16 protein-coding genes are annotated in these 18,692 nt (G+C 51.7%); 9 read left to right on the forward strand and 7 right to left on the reverse strand.

What is annotated here, in order from left to right; genetic code table 11:
• Positions 1 to 21: 21 nt before the first annotated feature.
• The 3 genes from EDC54_RS06320 (at position 22) to EDC54_RS06330 (ending at position 3,235) form a co-directional block, all read left to right on the forward strand.
• The gene (locus EDC54_RS06320) at positions 22 to 414 is read left to right on the forward strand and encodes a transcriptional regulator (RefSeq protein WP_132454351.1); all 393 of its coding nucleotides are present in this window, start codon (positions 22 to 24) and stop codon (positions 412 to 414) included.
• A 1,017-nt stretch (positions 415 to 1,431) separates the two neighbouring features.
• Positions 1,432 to 2,442 carry an AI-2E family transporter gene (locus tag EDC54_RS06325; protein WP_132454353.1) on the forward strand — a complete coding sequence of 337 codons (1,011 nt, stop codon included), beginning with the start codon at positions 1,432 to 1,434 and terminating at the stop codon, positions 2,440 to 2,442.
• 151 nt (positions 2,443 to 2,593) lie between these two features.
• Positions 2,594 to 3,235, forward strand: coding sequence for a hypothetical protein (locus EDC54_RS06330; RefSeq protein WP_196238439.1), 642 nt, complete (start codon positions 2,594 to 2,596; stop codon positions 3,233 to 3,235).
• A gap of 239 nt (positions 3,236 to 3,474) precedes the next feature.
• On the opposite strand, the gene EDC54_RS06335 is transcribed toward EDC54_RS06330, so the two are convergent.
• Positions 3,475 to 4,998: an MFS transporter gene (locus EDC54_RS06335; RefSeq protein ID WP_132454355.1), complete on the reverse strand. Its 1,524-nt coding sequence runs from the start codon at positions 4,996 to 4,998 to the stop codon at positions 3,475 to 3,477.
• A 382-nt stretch (positions 4,999 to 5,380) separates the two neighbouring features.
• Between EDC54_RS06335 and EDC54_RS06340 the strand changes: the two genes are divergently transcribed.
• Entirely contained in the window at positions 5,381 to 5,755 is a 375-nt protein-coding gene (locus EDC54_RS06340; protein ID WP_132454357.1) for a hypothetical protein, read from the forward strand.
• On the opposite strand, the gene EDC54_RS06345 is transcribed toward EDC54_RS06340, so the two are convergent.
• From EDC54_RS06345 to nifJ, 5 genes are all read right to left on the reverse strand, one after another.
• The gene (locus EDC54_RS06345) at positions 5,748 to 7,235 is read right to left on the reverse strand and encodes a mannitol dehydrogenase family protein (RefSeq protein ID WP_132454359.1); all 1,488 of its coding nucleotides are present in this window, start codon (positions 7,233 to 7,235) and stop codon (positions 5,748 to 5,750) included. The genes EDC54_RS06340 and EDC54_RS06345 overlap by 8 nt on opposite strands.
• 403 nt (positions 7,236 to 7,638) lie before the next feature.
• Positions 7,639 to 8,730, reverse strand: a complete 1,092-nt coding sequence (locus tag EDC54_RS06350) for a L,D-transpeptidase family protein (RefSeq protein WP_132454361.1) — start codon at positions 8,728 to 8,730, stop codon at positions 7,639 to 7,641.
• 180 nt (positions 8,731 to 8,910) lie between these two features.
• Positions 8,911 to 9,708, reverse strand: coding sequence for a deaminated glutathione amidase (locus EDC54_RS06355; RefSeq protein WP_132454363.1), 798 nt, complete (start codon positions 9,706 to 9,708; stop codon positions 8,911 to 8,913).
• Positions 9,709 to 9,729: 21 nt separating this feature from the next.
• Positions 9,730 to 10,266, reverse strand: coding sequence for a cytochrome b561 (cybB, locus tag EDC54_RS06360; protein ID WP_132454365.1), 537 nt, complete (start codon positions 10,264 to 10,266; stop codon positions 9,730 to 9,732).
• A 153-nt stretch (positions 10,267 to 10,419) separates the two neighbouring features.
• Positions 10,420 to 13,953, reverse strand: coding sequence for a pyruvate:ferredoxin (flavodoxin) oxidoreductase (nifJ, locus tag EDC54_RS06365; protein ID WP_132454367.1), 3,534 nt, complete (start codon positions 13,951 to 13,953; stop codon positions 10,420 to 10,422).
• Between the two features lie 385 nt (positions 13,954 to 14,338).
• Between nifJ and EDC54_RS06370 the strand changes: the two genes are divergently transcribed.
• From EDC54_RS06370 to EDC54_RS06390, 4 genes are all read left to right on the forward strand, one after another.
• Positions 14,339 to 14,662: a hypothetical protein gene (locus tag EDC54_RS06370; RefSeq protein ID WP_230514478.1), complete on the forward strand. Its 324-nt coding sequence runs from the start codon at positions 14,339 to 14,341 to the stop codon at positions 14,660 to 14,662.
• A 615-nt stretch (positions 14,663 to 15,277) separates the two neighbouring features.
• Positions 15,278 to 15,610, forward strand: a complete 333-nt coding sequence (locus tag EDC54_RS06375; RefSeq protein WP_132454369.1) for a DUF1971 domain-containing protein — start codon at positions 15,278 to 15,280, stop codon at positions 15,608 to 15,610.
• A 7-nt stretch (positions 15,611 to 15,617) separates the two neighbouring features.
• Positions 15,618 to 15,959, forward strand: a complete 342-nt coding sequence (locus EDC54_RS06380) for a DUF1869 domain-containing protein (RefSeq protein ID WP_132454371.1) — start codon at positions 15,618 to 15,620, stop codon at positions 15,957 to 15,959.
• 158 nt (positions 15,960 to 16,117) lie between these two features.
• Positions 16,118 to 17,253, forward strand: a protein-coding gene (locus EDC54_RS06390) for an IS3 family transposase (RefSeq protein WP_230514479.1) whose coding sequence is annotated in 2 segments (ribosomal slippage) — positions 16,118 to 16,364 and positions 16,364 to 17,253 — 1,137 coding nt in all. Because the reading frame shifts where the segments join, the coding sequence is not laid out codon by codon here.
• Between the two features lie 54 nt (positions 17,254 to 17,307).
• Here the strand turns inward: EDC54_RS06390 and EDC54_RS06395 are convergent.
• Positions 17,308 to 17,637: a YciI family protein gene (locus EDC54_RS06395; RefSeq protein WP_132454377.1), complete on the reverse strand. Its 330-nt coding sequence runs from the start codon at positions 17,635 to 17,637 to the stop codon at positions 17,308 to 17,310.
• 102 nt (positions 17,638 to 17,739) lie between these two features.
• Here EDC54_RS06395 and EDC54_RS06400 point away from each other — a divergent pair, with 102 nt between their 5' ends.
• Positions 17,740 to 18,633: a LysR family transcriptional regulator gene (locus EDC54_RS06400; protein WP_132454379.1), complete on the forward strand. Its 894-nt coding sequence runs from the start codon at positions 17,740 to 17,742 to the stop codon at positions 18,631 to 18,633.
• Positions 18,634 to 18,692: the final 59 nt, after the last annotated feature.

The raw sequence follows: 18,692 nt of genomic DNA on the forward strand, positions 1-18,692 counted from the left end.
TAGCATGATGCAGAGGAAACAATGAGTCTGATATTTGGTCGGAATGAGATTTTAGGCATACTTTCTCAACCAGTTCAGAATGATCGACGTGCTGTGGCAGTGATTGACGAAAAGTGTAAAGTGGTTTGTGCAAATTCTGCCTTTAACGATCATTTTGGCTTGCGTGATGAAATGAATACGCCAGTCTCAATTGATGATGTGTTGCCTGTTAACGTAAAATTTGCTTACCACGACTTTATGACGAATTCTGATGTGTTGAGTACGCGAGTTGTTTCGGACCTGTTGTCTGATGGGTTTAGCAAAAAGCCGTTAAGCACGCTGTCTTTTTCCAAGTTAAACGTTGAAAACCGGGTACTTTCCCTGTTGATCCTAAATCAGGATACGGTTGAGCCTTCAACAAATCTGGCTTCTTAAGCGTTTATTATCCGGTCTGTTGCGTGGGTATAGGTCTTTTCCTGTGGTCAGTGGTGACAATAGGAAAGCGGGATTGCTACCTGTTAAGCACGTTTTCAACGGTAACGGATTATATGGGGGATTCGCTGATACCGCTCCTGGTCGGTAGAAAGATAAGCGCAGAATCGAAACCCGGCGAGTGTTAACAGGGCTTATTTGTTATTGGTCATAACGATGCTGAAATGACGTAAAGATAAGCTGTTATATATTTTTCGTGCCTGCCAATGTGTTTCTGGCGAAAACCGCGAAATGTTCTGATGATTCTGTCCGCTCTTTCTCTCTGGCGGCTTCATGGACTATTCTCTGAATGTTTCTCTGCTTATTAAAATAAGCACTGAAAATTTTTTTTAACGTATTGGATCTTAACTCGCGACAGGAAAATAATTAGACTCGAGTCTAATTACCGACGAGGCACCTACATATCTATTGCCGGGTTGAGACGAGAAAGGGCCGATTTTTAACGGAATAGCGGTGCAACCTATTCATACCAATACCGTATATATCAATATTTCTTACTTTTTAGTTTCCTTTTCGATGCTATTAATTGACCTTTTTTCTTAAAAAATCGTTTTTTATATGATAGGGGAATAAATGATGGTTTTAATTTCGCCCTGTCTGCTGGCGGAAACCTTATAAACCGGGGGATGTGGTTACTACGATTCGGCGCAGGGGAGGACGTATTTCCGTTGCCGACGTTCCAACACCTCACCGGTAAAAGGTGAAACGCGTTTCTTCCCGTGGGTAAGATTACGCTACGTTAAACTGCTGGCGTTTTGCCGACAAAACCTCAAAAATATCCCTCGTTTGTTCTCTGGCTGGTTATCGCGTTTTGTGTTCATCTCCCATCATGGCTAAAGCCGAATGATTCAAGGGGAAAAAGTGATTTTGCGATTAAATAACAATCAGTTGAGATTGGAAAAGGCGTAATATACTCAACAAAGAGATTCTCCGCGTTGCCTCTTCATACGGGATGTCATTATGCAGTTACTAAATTTGAAACAAGCTCGGCTGCTGAGCTTTTTCTTTATTATGGGCGGCCTGCTTCTGTTGTTGCCTTTGCGCCTGCTGGCCTGCTTTGTTGCCGGCTTTCTGGTGTATGAAATTGTTAATTTACTGACCCCCTATTTTCAGAAGGTGATCGGCGGTAAGCGCGCGCGTTGGATGGTGGTTGCGGTTATCAGCACGGTTGTGGTCAGCCTGTTGAGTTTGCTATTTGGCAGCCTGGTCGGATTATTGATGCAGGAGATGAAAGATACGACTGCGTTTAATGTGCGGATTGGCTACATCCTTAATGACATCCAGCAACAGATCGTACACTACTTACCGGGCTATTTGCCGGTCAGCATCGAAGAGCTCCAGCATGAATTCTTGCAATGGATTCAGGAACACATTGTGATTTTGCAAAACATGGGGAAAAGTTTCCTGCATGGGTTCGTCACGATGCTGATCGGTATGGTGCTGGGGGCGATAGTTTCGCTGTATAACGTCAATCAGGGTACGGAAAAGCCGCTCCTGAAAGCGGAGTTATTGCGTCGGGTCGCACTCCTGTCGGCCTCGTTTCGCAATATCGTTTTTGCTCAGGTCAAAATCTCTGTGGTGAATACGGTGCTCTCCGCCATTTTCATTCTTGGTGTTCTGCCGCTGTGTGAAATTCATCTGCCATTTGCCAAAACGCTGGTGGTGCTGACCTTTATTTTCGGTCTGTTGCCGGTCATCGGGAACCTGATTTCCAATTCGATCGTCTTTATATCTGGGTTATCCCTCTCATTGCCGATCGCGCTGATCGCGCTGGTGTATTTGATGTTGATTCACAAACTGGAGTATTTCCTGAATGCGAAGATCGTCGGCACGCGGATCAAGGCGCATGCCTGGGAGATCCTGCTGGCGATGCTGGTGTTTGAGGCGGCGTTTGGGTTATCCGGGGTGATTGCGGCTCCGATTTACTACGCCTACCTGAAAAGTGAACTGAAAGAGGCCGATTTGATTTAATTCTGCATTGTGGCGGGTAATTGATGTGATCGCCTGTCTTACCTCTTTATTGCCACACAGAACACTGGCGCAACGCACCAACTGTCCAATCTGCTCTTATACGAAATGGTACGATTGCCAAAATTATTATTGTCGTACGGATTTGTGAAGCATGAGTAAAAATGTTGCTGTCGTTGCCCGCTATCTGGGGGGCGCTCTGGCGTTGGCGGTTATTGTCGGCGTCGTGCAGCTCGCCTTGTTTGCTGACGTTGTGGTGATGCATAACTCAGTTGGGGAAATATCTATCACTGAATTTATTCAGGAGGCTTTTTTATTCATTACCGCGCTGCTGTTTCTGCGCATCGCGCTAAAATGGCGAGAGCACCGGGGAGGCTATCTGTTGATCGCCGGGTTCTTTTTCTGTTTGCTCATCCGCGAAATGGATTTCTTTCTGGACAACATTGTTCACGGCTGCTGGCTCTATTTCGCCGTGCTGTGTACGGTGGTCTGCGTTGGCTTCGCGCTCACCTCGTTAAAAAATACCTTTGCCGGGCTGGCGCATTTTCTCCAGCACTATAGCTATCACTATATGGTGGGTGGATTGCTGACGGTGCTGGTTTTCTCCCGTCTGTTCGGTATGAACGCCTTGTGGGCGGCGCTGATGGATGATGGGTATATCAGGGCGGTAAAAAACCTGGCAGAAGAAGGGGCTGAGCTTTATGGTTACACGCTGTGCCTGATTGCTGGTGTGCTGTATACCCGCCATACTTCCAGCTGTATGGGGCTTGGCTCCGCGACTCATGCTGTCCGCTGAGGCCGTTGTAAGCAACGTTCAGGCCTGCCTTTGGCCGGTTTGTCAGTCTCCCGAATCGGGCATTTGAAAGCCTGGTGGGATGATTTCTCCTGCCGTCTGCCTGAAACTTGGATGAGTGATATCCGTTAATCAAAAAATGCAGGCCCGAATGAATCAGCCCAAGGTGAAATTGGGCTGATTGTGATTAAGTGATGACGGTTTTTAATCAATGCCTTTTTCTGATGGATGACTGGCTTTAATTAATGCTGTGCCGTAACAACCTGCGGCGCGTCTTCTGACTGCACGCCTAACGGATTATTGCCCCAGCACTCCTCGTATTTCCAGCCCGTCAACTCTTCTGCGACGGCACGTGCCTGAGGGGGCACATCGGCAATCGCGCCGCCCGCTTTGATACGCGTAATTTCTTCCAGCAGAATGGCATGGTTTTTACGATCCAATTTCATTTGCGTCGTGTAATAAATTGCGATTAGCGCAAGACCGATAACACCCAGTGAGAACACGCCGACAATGGCCTGAACCGCGGATTCCGGCTGCGTCGCCTGCCCGGAAACGAAGCCGAATTGGCTCAGCGTCCAACCCATCGCGAAGACGATCACGGAACGAATCATTTTACCGGCAAATGTCATGGCCCCCGCGTAAATCCCTTCACGGCGCCGCCCGGTAAGGACTTCATCCACATCGGCCAGAAAGGTATAAACGGTCCAGGGAATGTAGTAGATGCCGCCCGTGCTCAGGCCAAATACGGCGGTAATCGCGAATAGCACAAAGACGGTCATCCCTTCCGACCAGTTAGTGAAATAGAGCGCGGCATAGGCAATAACGCTGACAATCACGATCATCAGCGCCAGACGGAACGGTCGCGCAAAACCCATTTTGACGCAGATACCGATGAAAGCGGCGGTGGAAATGAGTTGCATGACCGAACTAAAGCTATTGAGGTGTGACACCAGCGCGGTGTTTTGCTTCAGGCCAAAGACGATGAAGTAAGTGAATGCGGAGGCGAAAAGCCACTCAGCGCCGAAGCCAAACAGGTACATGCCCAGATGCTTGCGGAAAATACGCAGGCGGAAGGTCGAAGCCATATCCACGCTCAGCTTTTTCATCGCCTGCCACAAGCCGGATGTACTTTCACGGACGATTTCGTTGACCGGACGTTCCCAGGACGTCATATAGAGCGCGATCATCGCCGCGCACATAATCGCGCCATAGACCATACCGGTGTAGAGGAATGGCGTTGCAGAATCTTTACCGTAGATGGCAATAAACTGTCCGGGAATAAACGCCGCCAGAAAGTTAGCGATTTTACCAAAAATGGCTTTAGAGCCTGTCAGCTTAGAGCGCAGTTTGAAGTCGGAGGTCATTTCGGTAGCCAGCGTCTCATACGGCACCATGATCGAGGTGTAGATCAGCTCGAACAGCACGTATGTCGCCAAATAGTACCAGAAACCAAAACCGTCGACCCACAGCATGGGGTAGACCAGCACCAGCGGCACACCCAGTAAAATAAAGAAGCGGCGGCGACCAAATCGACGGCCAATACCCGTGTTGTAAAAGTTATCGCTGATGTATCCCATGACGGGGTTGCTGATGGCATCAATGATGCTGGCAACGGAAAAGATGGCGGCAGCCTGAACCAATGTTAATCCACAAAATGTGGTGTAAAAGTACATCAGCCATGCGCCGCTGATCGCGAGAGCGCCACTGCCAAGCAGGTTTGCGCTGCCGTAGCAGAACGTATGTTTAAAAGAAATTGGTTTATTCATGATCAGCCTAATTACAATTATGAAACATAATTTCAGTTCAATTGAACTGCCATTTCTTATAATTTGCCCGATTCAAAAGAAAGTAAACTGAGGATCACGATTTTGAGCGCCTTTAATGACGATCTGTCAGGTAGATCATGAAATAAGATATTTTAATTTGATTTTTATAATTTTTTTGATTCTGGCTTTATGTGCTTAATTTACAACATGTGTCGGTTTCTTACGGCAAGGGCGTTGGGTGCGAAAATTGGCGATAAGACGATATTGAGTACTGCGCCACAAATTGAGCATTGCGCGAAATAACGCATTGACCTCAGCGTGGAAATATCGACATTATCCAGCCCAGTTTACTTTATCGTCTTTCCTTCTCAGGAGCCGTAATGTGAGTCATTTGCTGGTCTATGCTGTTATTTATGTGATTTTTATTGCCGTGGCGGGGATCTTTGCTTTTCAGTCCTGGTTACCGTCTTCCGCCCCTCGCGGACTGAGAGATCGCGCGGGCATGCTGGTTGGGATATTACGTTGCGCCACCTTGTTTCTTGTCGTTTCCGCACTGCAAATTTTGTTTCCCCACGCGTTGCTGGATAAGATCGTCTGGCTGGTGGTTTCAGCGATGTTGGCGATCGCCGTGATCGGTGGGGTAATGCGTTGGTCATCGCTGCCGTGGCTGGATGAAACAAAAGGTAAAGGCCGCCCGCTGGCGCTGGGGGCCCAAAGTGCGTTGTACCTTGCGCTGCTGGGGTTTATCGTTATTTGAAGCCTTGTACCAGCGCGGCCACGGTGTTCTTTGCGCCGTGATCGCGGAGCTTCAGATAAGCCTGTGCTATCGCGTTGAATACATCATGGTTTGCAGGCAAATCTTCGCCGAAAATAGCACGAATATTGAGAAATGCGCTGACCCGCTCGGCACTATCCGATGTTTCCGCCACGATTTGTTTGAGCGTATCAGCCAACGGATCGCGAACCTCAATTGGGTTACCCACGTCGTCTTGCCCGCTGACATAGCGCATCCAGCCTGCTATCCCCAGCGCCAGCCCTTGATAATTCCCACCGTTTTTCACATGCCAGCGTAACGGTTCCAGCATACGCTGCGGCAGTTTTTGCGAACCATCCATCGCGATTTGCCAGGTACGGTGTTTGAGCGCGGGGTTGGAGAAACGAGTCAGTAATTGAACCGCGTAATCTTTCAGGTCGATCTCCATCACTGTCAGCGTCGGAACCTGCTCCGCCAGCATCAGGTGAGAAACCGCCCGGCGGTAATTTTCGTCGTTCATACAGTCGTTGATGTGGTCGTAACCGGCAAGATAACCCAGATAGGCTAAAAATGAGTGGCTGCCGTTTAGCATGCGCAGCTTCATTTCTTCAAACGGTAATACATCCGGCACCATCTGCACGCCGGCTTTTTCCCATTCAGGGCGACCAGCCGTGAAACGATCTTCAATTACCCATTGAATAAAGGGCTCACAGGCGATCGCACAGGGATCGGCGACGCCCAGATGGTCAGCGATCTCCTGTAATGCCTCCGGCGTCGCGGCAGGGACAATGCGATCCACCATGGTATTCGGGAAGGCTACATGTTCTGCGATCCAGTCAATCAGGTTTTGATCGTTGATCCCCGCGGAGCCCAGTACGGCGGCTTTCGCCGTTTTGCCGTTTTCCGGCACGTTATCACAGGACAGGACGGTGAACGGCGCGATCCCGCGTTCGTGGCGCAAGCGCAGTGCTTCCGCCAGCAGCCCCGGCACCGACGCAGGGCGGCGGGGATCGAGGAGATCTTGCTCAATGAGTTTATTATGACGATCCAATTTGCCGCTCGCCCCGTCCATGCAATAGCCTTTTTCGGTGATCGTCAGGGAGACGATGGCGGTTTCCGGCGCGGCGAGTTTTTCAATAATGGCGTCAATGCCTTCCAGTCTGGCGTGCAGTGATTCACACACCGCACCGACGACGATGGCCTGATTGCTTGTGGCGGATTTTTCCAGCACGGTAAACAGATGATCCTGTTGGCGCAGCGCGTTGATCAGGGTGTCGTTGCTAAACAGCACGATTTCACAAATCCCCCAGTCGCCCCCCATTAAATTCAGTACGCGGTCGGTCAGTAGCGCCTGATGAGCGCGGTGAAAAGCGCCAAAACCGATATGGACGATGCGCGGCTTCAGCGCCTGACGATCATAGTGGGGGTAGTGAACGTTTGCCGGCAATTCAGAGGTAGCAATGTTTTTTATTTTATCCGTCATTGATTCGGGTTTCGGGCGGGGGGAATGATGACGTTAAAAGTAGCTGTGATTTAGGGGGAGTGCAATACGCGCCGGGCAGATTGGTTACCGTGCGCACGTTTTTTTCTCTGCATCCCTTCGCCGTTTTCACGTCTGTGGCGCCGGCACCATACGGTTGGTTGAGCGCCTCGCAGATGCGTTGCGCAGGATGCGGAAACGGTTGGAAACCGTTTGAGTTTGCTGGCAAAGTCCGATATGCGGTGATAATGGATGGATCGTAAAGACGCTGCAAGTACGTCCCTGTAAGCTCGAACCGCGCCATCCCTGGCGCGGACGCTTTACTCTTCCATTCCATTCTCACCGTTCGATAAAAGGTGATGGGTTTGTCAACGGTCTGGTTTTGGTTTCCAACCCGGGATAATGATTAAGCGCGGTTGTCCTCTACGGCTGCATCCGTCTGTGACTCGACTGGTGCCGCGTTTTCTACCGCGTTGTCGCTATCCTGCGGCTCTGCTTCCGCTTCTGTTTGCGGTTCTGCTTCCGGCGCAGCGGGAGCCGCAGCGGATTCGACCGGAATCTCTGGCGCGGCTTGTTCGATGGGGCCATTGATTTTAGTCGGCATACCGGAACGTCTCTGGATGGCCTGAGCCACTTCACCGCCATTCACGCTGGCATCGGCCAGAACCTTGTTCACTTTGGGCGTGATGGTGATTGGTGCCGGGGCATCCGAATGGAACTCTTCTACCGTGCGGGACAGCGGGTTATGCACTTCAAGGTAGCGTGAACCATCCGGTTCAACGGTGGCCTTCACCGGCTCATTGATGAACTGAACGCGCGTACCAACCGGTACATGGTCATACAGGTATTTAATGTCATCGGCGCGCAGGCGGACACAACCGTGACTGACGCGCAGGCCAATACCGAAATTGGCATTGGTACCGTGGATCGCGTACAGGTTGCCGATGTACAGCGCGTATAACCCCATCGGGTTATCCGGCCCTGCCGGGAAGACTTTTTGCAGCGTTTCACCGCGTGCCGCATATTCCGCGTGCATCTTGGCGGTTGGCGTCCAGGTTGGCCCTGCTTTTTTGCGCTGAACGGAGGTTGTCCAGTTAATCGGCGTATCTTTCCCTAACTCACCAATCCCGATGGGCAGCACAACCACGGTTTTCGTGTCCTTCGGATAATAATACAGGCGCATTTCCGCACTGTTGATCACAATGCCTTCACGCGGTGCATCCGGCAGAATCAACTGATGAGGAATCACCATTTTGCTGCCTGGGGCGGGTAGGTAAACGTCCGCCTCCGGGTTAGCTTCCATCATGTTGCTCAGCCCCATTTGGAACTGTGCTGCAAAATGCTCCAGCGGCAGCGTGCTGTCTTCCGGCACGGTGATGTCCAGATTTTCGCCTACCAGCCGGCTGTTGGCCGCGGGCAGCGGATAAACAACGGCAAAAGCAGTCTGGCTAAATGCCGCGACTGCCAGAACTAACGTAAAGATCGCGCGAATACTCATGTTCATTTCTTTATTTGAGTGGTAAATGCACCCCCAATAAGGAGGCTGGCCTGCTAGGGTCGATAATGACCGGATGCGCATTATATGTGCAGAATGGCTATTGAGGGAAACAACATGTGTAACTAATCACACTTTTTAGCGCATTAATAAGAAAGAAAATCTCTCGGTGAGCACCGGCGCTTAATTTTCTCCGTCCAACATCGGCTTTTTGAAGCGGCGATGAGCGAGGACCGGCAACTGCTGGCGTGCATAGGCCAGACGTTCCGGCTGAATCTCGGCATACACTAATGCCGGCGTTTCCGGAGCCTGAACCACGACCACGCCTAAAGGATCGACAACCATGCTGTTGCCGATATTCCTGGGGCCGCATTCGCCAACGGCAACGAGATAGGTGGTGTTTTCCAGCGCCCGCGTCCGCACGAGCAGTTCCCAATGTGCTTCTTTCAGCGGCCCTTTAACCCAGGCGGAGGGGAGAACCAGCACATCTGCGCCGTCTAACGTCAGACGCCGGGCAAGCTCAGGGAAGCGAATGTCATAACAGGTCATTAGCCCGACGTTTAATCCGGCGATGGTCAACAGCGGTGGAACGTCCTCGCCAGCCAGCACGTTATCCGATTCCTGTACGGAAAAGGCATCGTACAGGTGCAGCTTGCGGTATTGAGCGATGATTTCACCGTTGCGCAGCGCCAGCAGCGTATTCCAGACTTTCCCTTCACCATTCGGGATATGCACACACAGCATTGTCGTCAGGTTGCTGCCTTTGCTGGCTTCCAATAGGTGAGAGATAAACGGGCCGTCCAGTGGCTGAGCGGCGGTGAGGACCATATTGGGATTGGTAATATCGCGAGCCAGTACGCCTTCAGGCAACACCAGCAGATCGGCGCCGTTTTGCTGCGCTGCCGACATAAGGTCAGTAATGGCGGCGGCGTTGTGTCGCCACTCGCGGTCAACGGCGAACTGTCCCAGCGCAACTTTCATGTTTGCTCCTACTTTACCTGATTAATCATGCCTGGCGGGCATCATGCGCAGCAGCGTGTTGTCTTTCATGACATAGTGGTGAAACAAGGCGGCGGCGGCATGCAGCGCAATGAGCCAGTACCCTAACGCGGCCAGCGTTTCATGCCAGCCGATCAGCGTTTTAGCGAGCGCTAAATCCGGCGTGGCTGACGTTGGCATATCGATACCAAAAAGCATCCAGTCCCGTCCCCGGTAATAGCGCGAGATAACGCCCAGTATCGGCAGCGTAACAAACAGTGCGTAAAGAATCGCGTGAGTGAGTGAACCGAGTGCGCTTTGCCAGCGGGGAGGCGGGGGAGTAATGGCTGGCGAAGCATGACGATGACGTAAGAACAGACGCGTCGCCATGAGAAGCAGCACGGTTACGCCACAGCTAAAATGCGTCACGATCATCACCGTGCGCAGCAGTGAACCGCGCTCAGCAAACCCGCGTAGCTCAATAGCGGCATAGGTCACAATGAGCAATATAAAAACCAGCCAGTGCAACGCAATCTGTGAGGGGGCGAACTTTCCTTTCATGTTTCATCCTTTGCGACGTTGATATAGGGGAGATCGTAACAAGTCATTCCTTAAAATATAAGGTAATGTGCGCGTTGTCAGCTTCCGTTTAACACGGCGTCAGGCGACCGGAGACCATAAAACCGGCCGAAGCCGGTTTGTGGTGGGGAAGGATTATTCCTGCGAGGTTTTTTCCGCCTTGCCTGCCATCATGCTCAGGAAGTCAAACCGGCGACGCAGATCCTGTTCTGCCTCTTCATAGAGCAGTGCGGTTTCTTCCGGCAGCATACTATTGAGGCGGCGGAAACGTTGCTCCTTCAGCAGCGTTTCGCTCAGGCTGCTTGAGGGCGGACGGGAGTCGGTCACCAGTGCCGGCTTGCCTTCTTCGGTGCGACGTGGGTCGAAGCGGTAGAGCGGCCAGAAGCCGGTCGCCGTTAATTGACGCATTTGCTCGTGACTGAACGCCAGATCGTAGCCGTGCTCTTCACACGGGCTGTACGCGATAATCAGCGACGGCCCCGGCCAGGCTTCAGCTTCCTGAATCGCTTTCACCGTCTGGTTCAACTGTGCGCCCAGCGAGATCTGTGCCACGTAGACATGGCCGTACATCATGACATTGATGCCAAGATCTTTACGCGCTTTGCGTTTGCCTTTCTCGCCAAACTTGGTGACGGCGCCCAGCGGCGTCGCTTTGGACTGCTGGCCGCCGGTGTTGGAGTAACACTGGGTATCCAGCACCAGCACGTTGACGTTTTCGCTCAGGCTCATGACGTGATCCAGACCGCCGTAGCCGATATCGTAAGCCCAGCCGTCACCGCCGATGAGCCAGATAGACTTATCGACAAAGTGGTCGGCTTCGTTTGCCAGCACGCTGGCGTCGGCATCATTGATAGCTGCCAGCAATTCACGCAGCTGTGCAATCTGCTGACGGCGTAGATCGGGGGCGATAGACGACTCCTGCAACGCGCTGACCAGATCCGGCGGCAGCTGCGGCGCCAGTTTGTTGAGCAGACGTATTGCGCGCTGGCGGTGCTGATCGACGCTCAGACGGAAGCCCAGACCGAACTCGGCGTTATCCTCAAACAGCGAGTTAGCCCAGGCCGGGCCGCGACCGTTGGCGTCCGTCGTCCACGGCGTGGTGGGCAGGTTACCGCCATAAATAGACGAACAGCCCGTCGCATTGGCGACCAGCAGACGATCGCCATAGAGCTGCGTCAGCAGCTTGATGTACGGCGTTTCGCCACAGCCGGAACACGCGCCGGAGTACTCGAACAGCGGCGAAATCAGCTGTGATGTACGGATATCAATGCGTTCCAACGTGGATTTGTCGATTTCCGGCAGTTGCAGGAAGAAGTCGAAGTTCGCTTTCTCCACCGCCAGATTATCCAGACGGGATTCCATATTAATGGCTTTGATTTCCGGGTTCTGACGGTCTTTGGCCGGGCAGACTTCCACGCACAGGTTACAGCCGGTACAGTCTTCCGGAGCGACCTGCAACACGTATTTCTGGCCGCGCATGTCGCGCGCTTTCACATCCAGCGATTGCAGTGACGTTGGCGCATTTTCCATCGCATCGGGCTGGACGACTTTGGCGCGGATCGCCGAGTGCGGACAGGCGGCGACACAGTGGTTACACTGGGTGCAAAGCTGCGGCTGCCACAGCGGGATCTCTTCCGCGATATTGCGTTTTTCCCATTTGGTGGTGCCGCTCGGCCAAGTGCCGTCGGGCGGCAGAGCGGAGACGGGCAGCGTATCGCCCAGTCCCGCCAGCATGGCGGCGGTGACGGTTTTGACGAAATCAGGGGCTGAATCGGACACGACCGGCGGGCGCTGTGGGCTGTCCGGGTTGACGGCCTGCCGTGGAACTTCGGCCAACGCTTCCAGCGTGGCGCTCAGCGCCTGCCAGTTACGCTCAACCAACTCCTGACCTTTACTACCATAGCTTTTGGCGATCGCGTTGCGCAGTTTTTCCACCGCCACATCGGCTGGCAGAATTTGTGACAGATGGAAGAATGCCATCTGCATCACGGTATTAATGCGTGCGCCCAACTGACATTCGCGGGCAATCTTCGCGGCGTTGATGCAATAAACGCGCGCATTGCGTTGATTCAGCCCTGCCTGTACTTCCTGAGGCAAACGATGCCAAAGATCGTCGCTGCTATATGGTGAGTTGATGAGGAAGACGCCGCCGGGCTTCAGGCGTTCGACCATGCTGTATTTGTCGATAAACTGCCACTGATGGCAGGCGACAAAATCCGCCTGATCGATCAGGTAAGCCGAATTGATCGGATGCGGGCCAACGCGCATGTGGGATACGGTCAGGCTGCCTGCTTTTTTGGAGTCATAGACAAAGTAGCCTTGCACGAACATCGGGGTGCTTTCGCCGACGATCTTGATTGCGTTCTTGGTCGCGGAAACGGTGCCGTCACTGCCTAATCCGTAGAATAGGGCTTCGAGCGAGGCGCCGGTCGGCAAATGCTGAGCCGGCAAGGGCAGAGACAGATGGGTGACGTCATCATAAATTCCCACGGTGAAACGTGGTCTTGGGTTGGTAAGCGCCAACTCATTAAAAATGGCCTGCGCGCACTGCGGGGTAAATTCTTTAGAAGATAGCCCATAACGCCCGCCGATGACGCGTGGCATAAGTGAACGCTCACCCGCGGAGAAGGCCTCGGCCAGCGCGGTCATGACATCAAGATACAGCGGTTCTGCCAGTGCACCCGGCTCTTTGGTGCGATCCAGCACGGCGATGCTCTTCGCCGTTTGCGGGATCACCGCCAACAGATGCTTGGCGGAGAATGGACGATACAGGCGGATTTTGACCACGCCGACCTTCTCGCCGCGCGTCAGCAGCGTATCAACGACTTCTTCGCAGGTACCGACGCCGGAACCCATCAGCACGATGATGTTGGTTGCTTCCGGATGACCATAATATTCAAATGGCTGGTACTGACGCCCGGTGGCGGCGGCAAAATCGGCCATTGCCTGCTCAACGTGCTGGCAGGCCGCGTCATACCAGCGGTTAGTGGCTTCCCGCGCCTGGAAGAAGGTATCCGGGTTAGAGGCGGTGCCGCGAATAACCGGATGCTCCGGTGTGAGCGCTCGCTTACGGTGTGCATCAATCGCTTGCTGCGGCAGAAGCTGACGGATTGTTTTATCGTCGAGCGGTTCAATCTTATTGATTTCGTGTGACGTGCGGAAGCCATCAAAAAAGTGGATAAATGGCAGTCGGCTGTTCAGGCTGGCGATTTGTGCAATCAGCGCGAAGTCCTGGGCTTCCTGCACATTGCTGGCACACAGCATCGCGCAGCCTGTCTGGCGTACCGCCATGACATCGGAATGATCGCAGAAGATGGAAAGCGCATGGGTAGCAACCGTTCGGGCCGCCACGTGCAGTACGAATGGCGTTAGCTCACCGGCCAGCTTATACAGCGTGGGGATCATTAACAGCAGACCCTGCGATGAGGTAAAAGTGGTGGCTAACGTCCCCGTCTGCAACGCACCGTGGACGGTAGCAATCGCGCCGCCTTCCGATTGCATTTCAACAACGCGAGGCGTATCTCCCCATATATTCAGCCTGCCCTCGCTCGACCAGGCCGCAGCCTGTTCAGCCATGGTGGAACTGGGGGTAATAGGGTAGATGGCGATGACTTCATTGGTACGCCAGGCCACGGAGGCGACTGCGTTATTACCGTCGGTGGTGATCATGACTTATAGCCTTATTGCTCACAAAGCCCTTAATTTACATGGCCTTTTCAGGCAATGAAAACGATTGGGCATAAACAAAAATGCGATTTTTATTGGCGAATTATCGCACTTCAGGAAAAAAAGAAGAGGGACGATGTCAGCAGAGTTGTATCAATATATGTTTATCTCCGCCAGACTTCCGTCTCCCTTTGCGTATGTTGCTTTCGTCATCAGGGAGAGCCAGCGTTTCCTAAAATAGGAACGTCATTATATATCGCTGAAACCTCCAGCATCTTTGAGTACCTACAAGAGGGTACCGCCACAGGATTTTATTTGTTCATTGCAATGATGACAGTTAGCGTGCTTATACTGACATCTTCACTGTCATGTACGAAGGAACCGAGCGATGGGAAATGATGAAATAAAAAACAAACTGGTTTCCATTCTGGCTTCACAGCAGGCGCAGGGAAGAACGCCGGAACAGGCGGTCGAAAACATCCTTCAGGCATTAGGGGGGCGGGCTGGTGATGTGTCCCGTATTTCAGTTTTGACGTCCACATTAATTGCCGATGTACTCTATACCGTCTATCAGGAGACGATAACCTACCGGCAGATTGCGCTGCTCTTACGCAAGCTGGGTTACGCTGACCGCGATATTGCCGTTGCATTACATGCCTCATACCCTCAATTGACAACACAGGACGTCGACGAGCTTTTTATCGCCCCCTGAGATTTACCCGATGCATGGTCGCGCCGTGCCCCCCTTCTTTGCTCATCCCGATTTCTTAGCGCGCGGGGGATAGAGCTGTTGCTGTTCCCGGCTAAATGACTTTATCTGCTGGAAGAGAGAAGAGTAGAAGCGTGACGGCCCAGGCAAATATCGCTCCAGATGATGCTGAAATTCATCGCCTGTCAGGAGTGCGTTACCCCAATGACCGTAATATGAGGTTATCGATAATAACGACATGTTTATCAGTGCTATTAAAGAAATCGGAGTATTTTTATTTCTTTTGTAATAACTCAAATTGAGTAATGTCGATTTTTCTTTGGCAGATGAAGAGGTCTGTGGTTAATTTATCGCTTAAATAATTGCATCGTAGATAACCCCAAATGATTATCTTTTGGTGGCGTTTCTGCTCGGTTTTCTCATCTGTTATGCTAAGGATAGATAAGTAAAAAGATTCTCAATTTACCTCTTATATAATTGTCAGAAACGTGCCACTGTAATATGAAAATATTTTTGGCGAAAAGAATTCACAAGCCTTGAAAGGGGTATATGATATACATCATATGTTTTTGTTCTCTTTCACCATTGTTGGTGGATTGGGTAAAAGGAGGTTGAAACATGCAACGAATTGTTATTCCCACTCACTATGTTCACACACGTACCACGCCATTGTGGACGAAGGACACGGCGCCGGCGTCTATCTGGCAGCGACACCTGGATGCAGGCACGCGGCAAGGTATTTATCCACGTTTATGCGTGATGCAGGGGACTATCCGTTATTATGGCTACGCCGATGAAACAAGTCCTGAACCCGTTGAAACGCTGACGATTAACGCGGGTCAATTTGGTGTATTTCCGCCGGAAAAATGGCACAGAATTGAAGCATTATCTGATGATACGGTATTCAACGTGGACTTTTATGTCGATCCAAAAATTCTGATAGAAGGCTGAGATAGAGATGACAACCGAAAATGAAAATAAAGGATACTCACTTGCTGTTTTGAATTGCAGTAATAAAGAAATGAAGGAAAGCATTTATCTTAAACCTATGTCCTTATATGTACCAGACATTGCTGCACGCGCGGTGACAGAACTGAGCGATGGCTTGCAAGGCACAAATGATGATAAAGGTTTTTTGCTGACAGTAACGAACAAAAATAATGGCGTATCGGTTGATAAACATTTTCCCACCTTCGCTGAATTAACCGATCCGACAATTGCTGCCGATGCGGTCAAAGAATTGATTAATATCGTGCGCGGTTACGATTCGGATGAAGAAACGAATGTTTGCGGCTGGTAACGGCTTCGAGGTCTGATTTCTCACATTATGGTATTTTTATGTGCGAATTCAGACTTTATTGGTATACCTAAACGTATACCAATGCAGAAAACCCTATGATGGACTGACCCTATGCCGGTAGACGATCCTGCCGTATATTTTGAGCATAGGAGGACGTTATGGGCAGACCACGATTTACACCTGAATTTAAGGAAGAAGCTGTCCGTCAAATCACGGAACGCGGTTATTCCGTTGCCGAAGTATCTGACCGTCTGGGCGTTTCTGCACACAGCCTCTACAAGTGGCTACGGGCTATCAAACCTGATAACAGCGAGCATCATGCCCGGGATTTACTGGAAGCCAAAAGCGAGATCCTGAAACTACGGGCGCAGCTAAAACGTACCGAAGAAGAACGGGATATCCTGAAAAAGGCCGCGCGGTACTTTGCAAGGGAGCCCGACTGAAGTACCGCTTTATCAATGAGCACCGCAATATATGGGGTGTGATGACGATGTGTCGTGTACTGAATGTCGCCCGGGCCGGGTTCTATGCGTGGCTGCATAACCCTGTCTCGGCGCGTGATAAAGATAATGAGCGCCTGCTGATGCTTATCCGTGACTCATACTCACTGAGCGGAGGCGTTTACGGTTACCGGCGGGTTCATGGCGACCTGAACGAAATCGGGGAAACCTGCGGTAAAAACCGAGTGAGCCGCATCATGCAACTGAACCGGATTAAAGCTGTGCGCGGCTATAAAGCGCCACGCCGTATCGCTGGCAGACCCTCAGTAGTCGCGCCTAATCGCGTGCAGCTGCAGTTTACTGTTGTCCGGGCCAATCAGGTCTGGGTCACCGACATCACTTATATCCGCACCTGGCAGGGCTGGTTGTATCTGGCGGTAGTTATCGACCTCTTCGCCCGTAACGTAGTGGGCTGGTCGATGAAGCCGACTCTCTCTCGCGAACTGGCGCTGGATGCGCTGATGATGGCTGTCTGGCGACGTAAACCCGACGACGAGGTCATCGTACATAGCGATCAGGGCAGCCAGTACGGCAGTGATGACTGGCAGCGCTTCTGCCGGGCCAATAACCTGGCCCCGAGCATGAGCCGACGTGGCAACTGCTGGGATAATGCGGTGGCCGAATCGTTCTTCAGTTCGCTGAAAAAAGAACGCATCAGGAAGAGAATATACAAAACCCGGGATCTGGCCCGAGCGGATATATTCGATTACATTGAAGTGTTTTACAACCGGGCCCGGCGCCACAGTCATCTCGGCGGCGTCAGCCCGGAGGCCTTTGAACAGGCCTCGTCGTGAGGACAGGTTTTGTCTACTGTCGTGGGGGGCAGTCCATTCAGCCTCGACTCCTGTTCAGTCAACCAGGTCCTGTAATTCACTGACAGTGATGTGACTTGAGAGTCCGCTGAGCTGACCGAACAACGGGTCCCACTCCTGGATATCCAGATGTTCAATGAGCGCTTCACGTGCAAAAGGATCTGCATTTATCATTGAATGTACTTCATCCAGCGTTTCTGCCCTGAAAACAAGAAAGCCAGCCCGTAGCGGAGTGTTCTTCAGTGGTCCGGAAGCGACCAGTTTCCCCTCCCTGATAAGCTCCTTCAGATAAAGAACATGCTCACGAACAAAGGTATTCCATTCAGTGCCTTCCGGATGCTCCATTCTTACGATATAGATGCTCATAATTGCCTCTTGCCTGTAGATTATGTACAAAATAAGCATAATGATTACCCGTAGTTTTTAAAATGAACCAATACTGCTTTCTGAAACAATCAGGGGTTGTTAATGCTGGATAAACTGACTGGTATGCGCACCTTTGTAGCTGCTGTACAGACAGGATCTTTTATCGCCGCAGCAGGCAGACTCAGCATGTCGCCGCAAATGGTGGCGCGCCATATCGCGACGCTGGAGAAGCAGCTGAAAACCCGGCTACTGAACAGAACGACACGCAGGCAGAGCCTCACTCCTGCAGGCAGTCTGTACTACAGACGGTGCGAGGCTATTCTGAAGGCCATTGATACTGCGGAGAGGGAAGCCAGTGGAACGGCCGAAATACCTTCCGGTACGCTGCGACTGAATGCACCGGTAACATTCGGACGCTATGCCCTGGTGGATTTTTTAAGCCAGTTTCTCCGCCGTTATCCGCAAATGAGTATTGAGCTCACGCTGTCTGATGAAATTATCAATCCGGCCACTGAGGGTTTCGATATGGTCATCCGGATAGGTGAACCTGATAAAAATCTCAGGTTTGCAGCGAAACCGTTGCCCGCTTACCGGCTTATTGCATGTGCAGCCCCTCAGTATCTGGCAGAACATGGCTGGCCGGAGCATCCTTCAGACCTAAAACATCACGCGTGTCTTGGTTTTTCTCCGTGGCCAGCGGGACTAACCCATCAGTGGCCTTTCGTCGGCGCAGAGAGCCTCACAGAGGTGTCGGTAAATTCCCGGCTGGCAATCAATGACTGGGGGGCAATACTCGAAGCAGCGTTAAAAGGCCTGGGAGTGCTGATTGGTTATGAAAAAGGGCTTGAACAACCTGTTAAAAAGGGACAACTCGTTACCATACTGGAAGACTACAGAATTCCCGAACGTGTGATGAATTTGTTGTATGACGCTTCCCGCGCAAACGAAACCCGGTACAGGGTTTTTATTGATGAATTATGTGAATATTTTAACTAATCAGGCTTTCGGGCACGGCATACCAGTAATAATGGCCTCTGGCACATGCAGTCTGCCAG

This window comes from Samsonia erythrinae (genome assembly GCF_004342665.1).
Lineage (GTDB): Bacteria > Pseudomonadota > Gammaproteobacteria > Enterobacterales > Enterobacteriaceae > Samsonia > Samsonia erythrinae.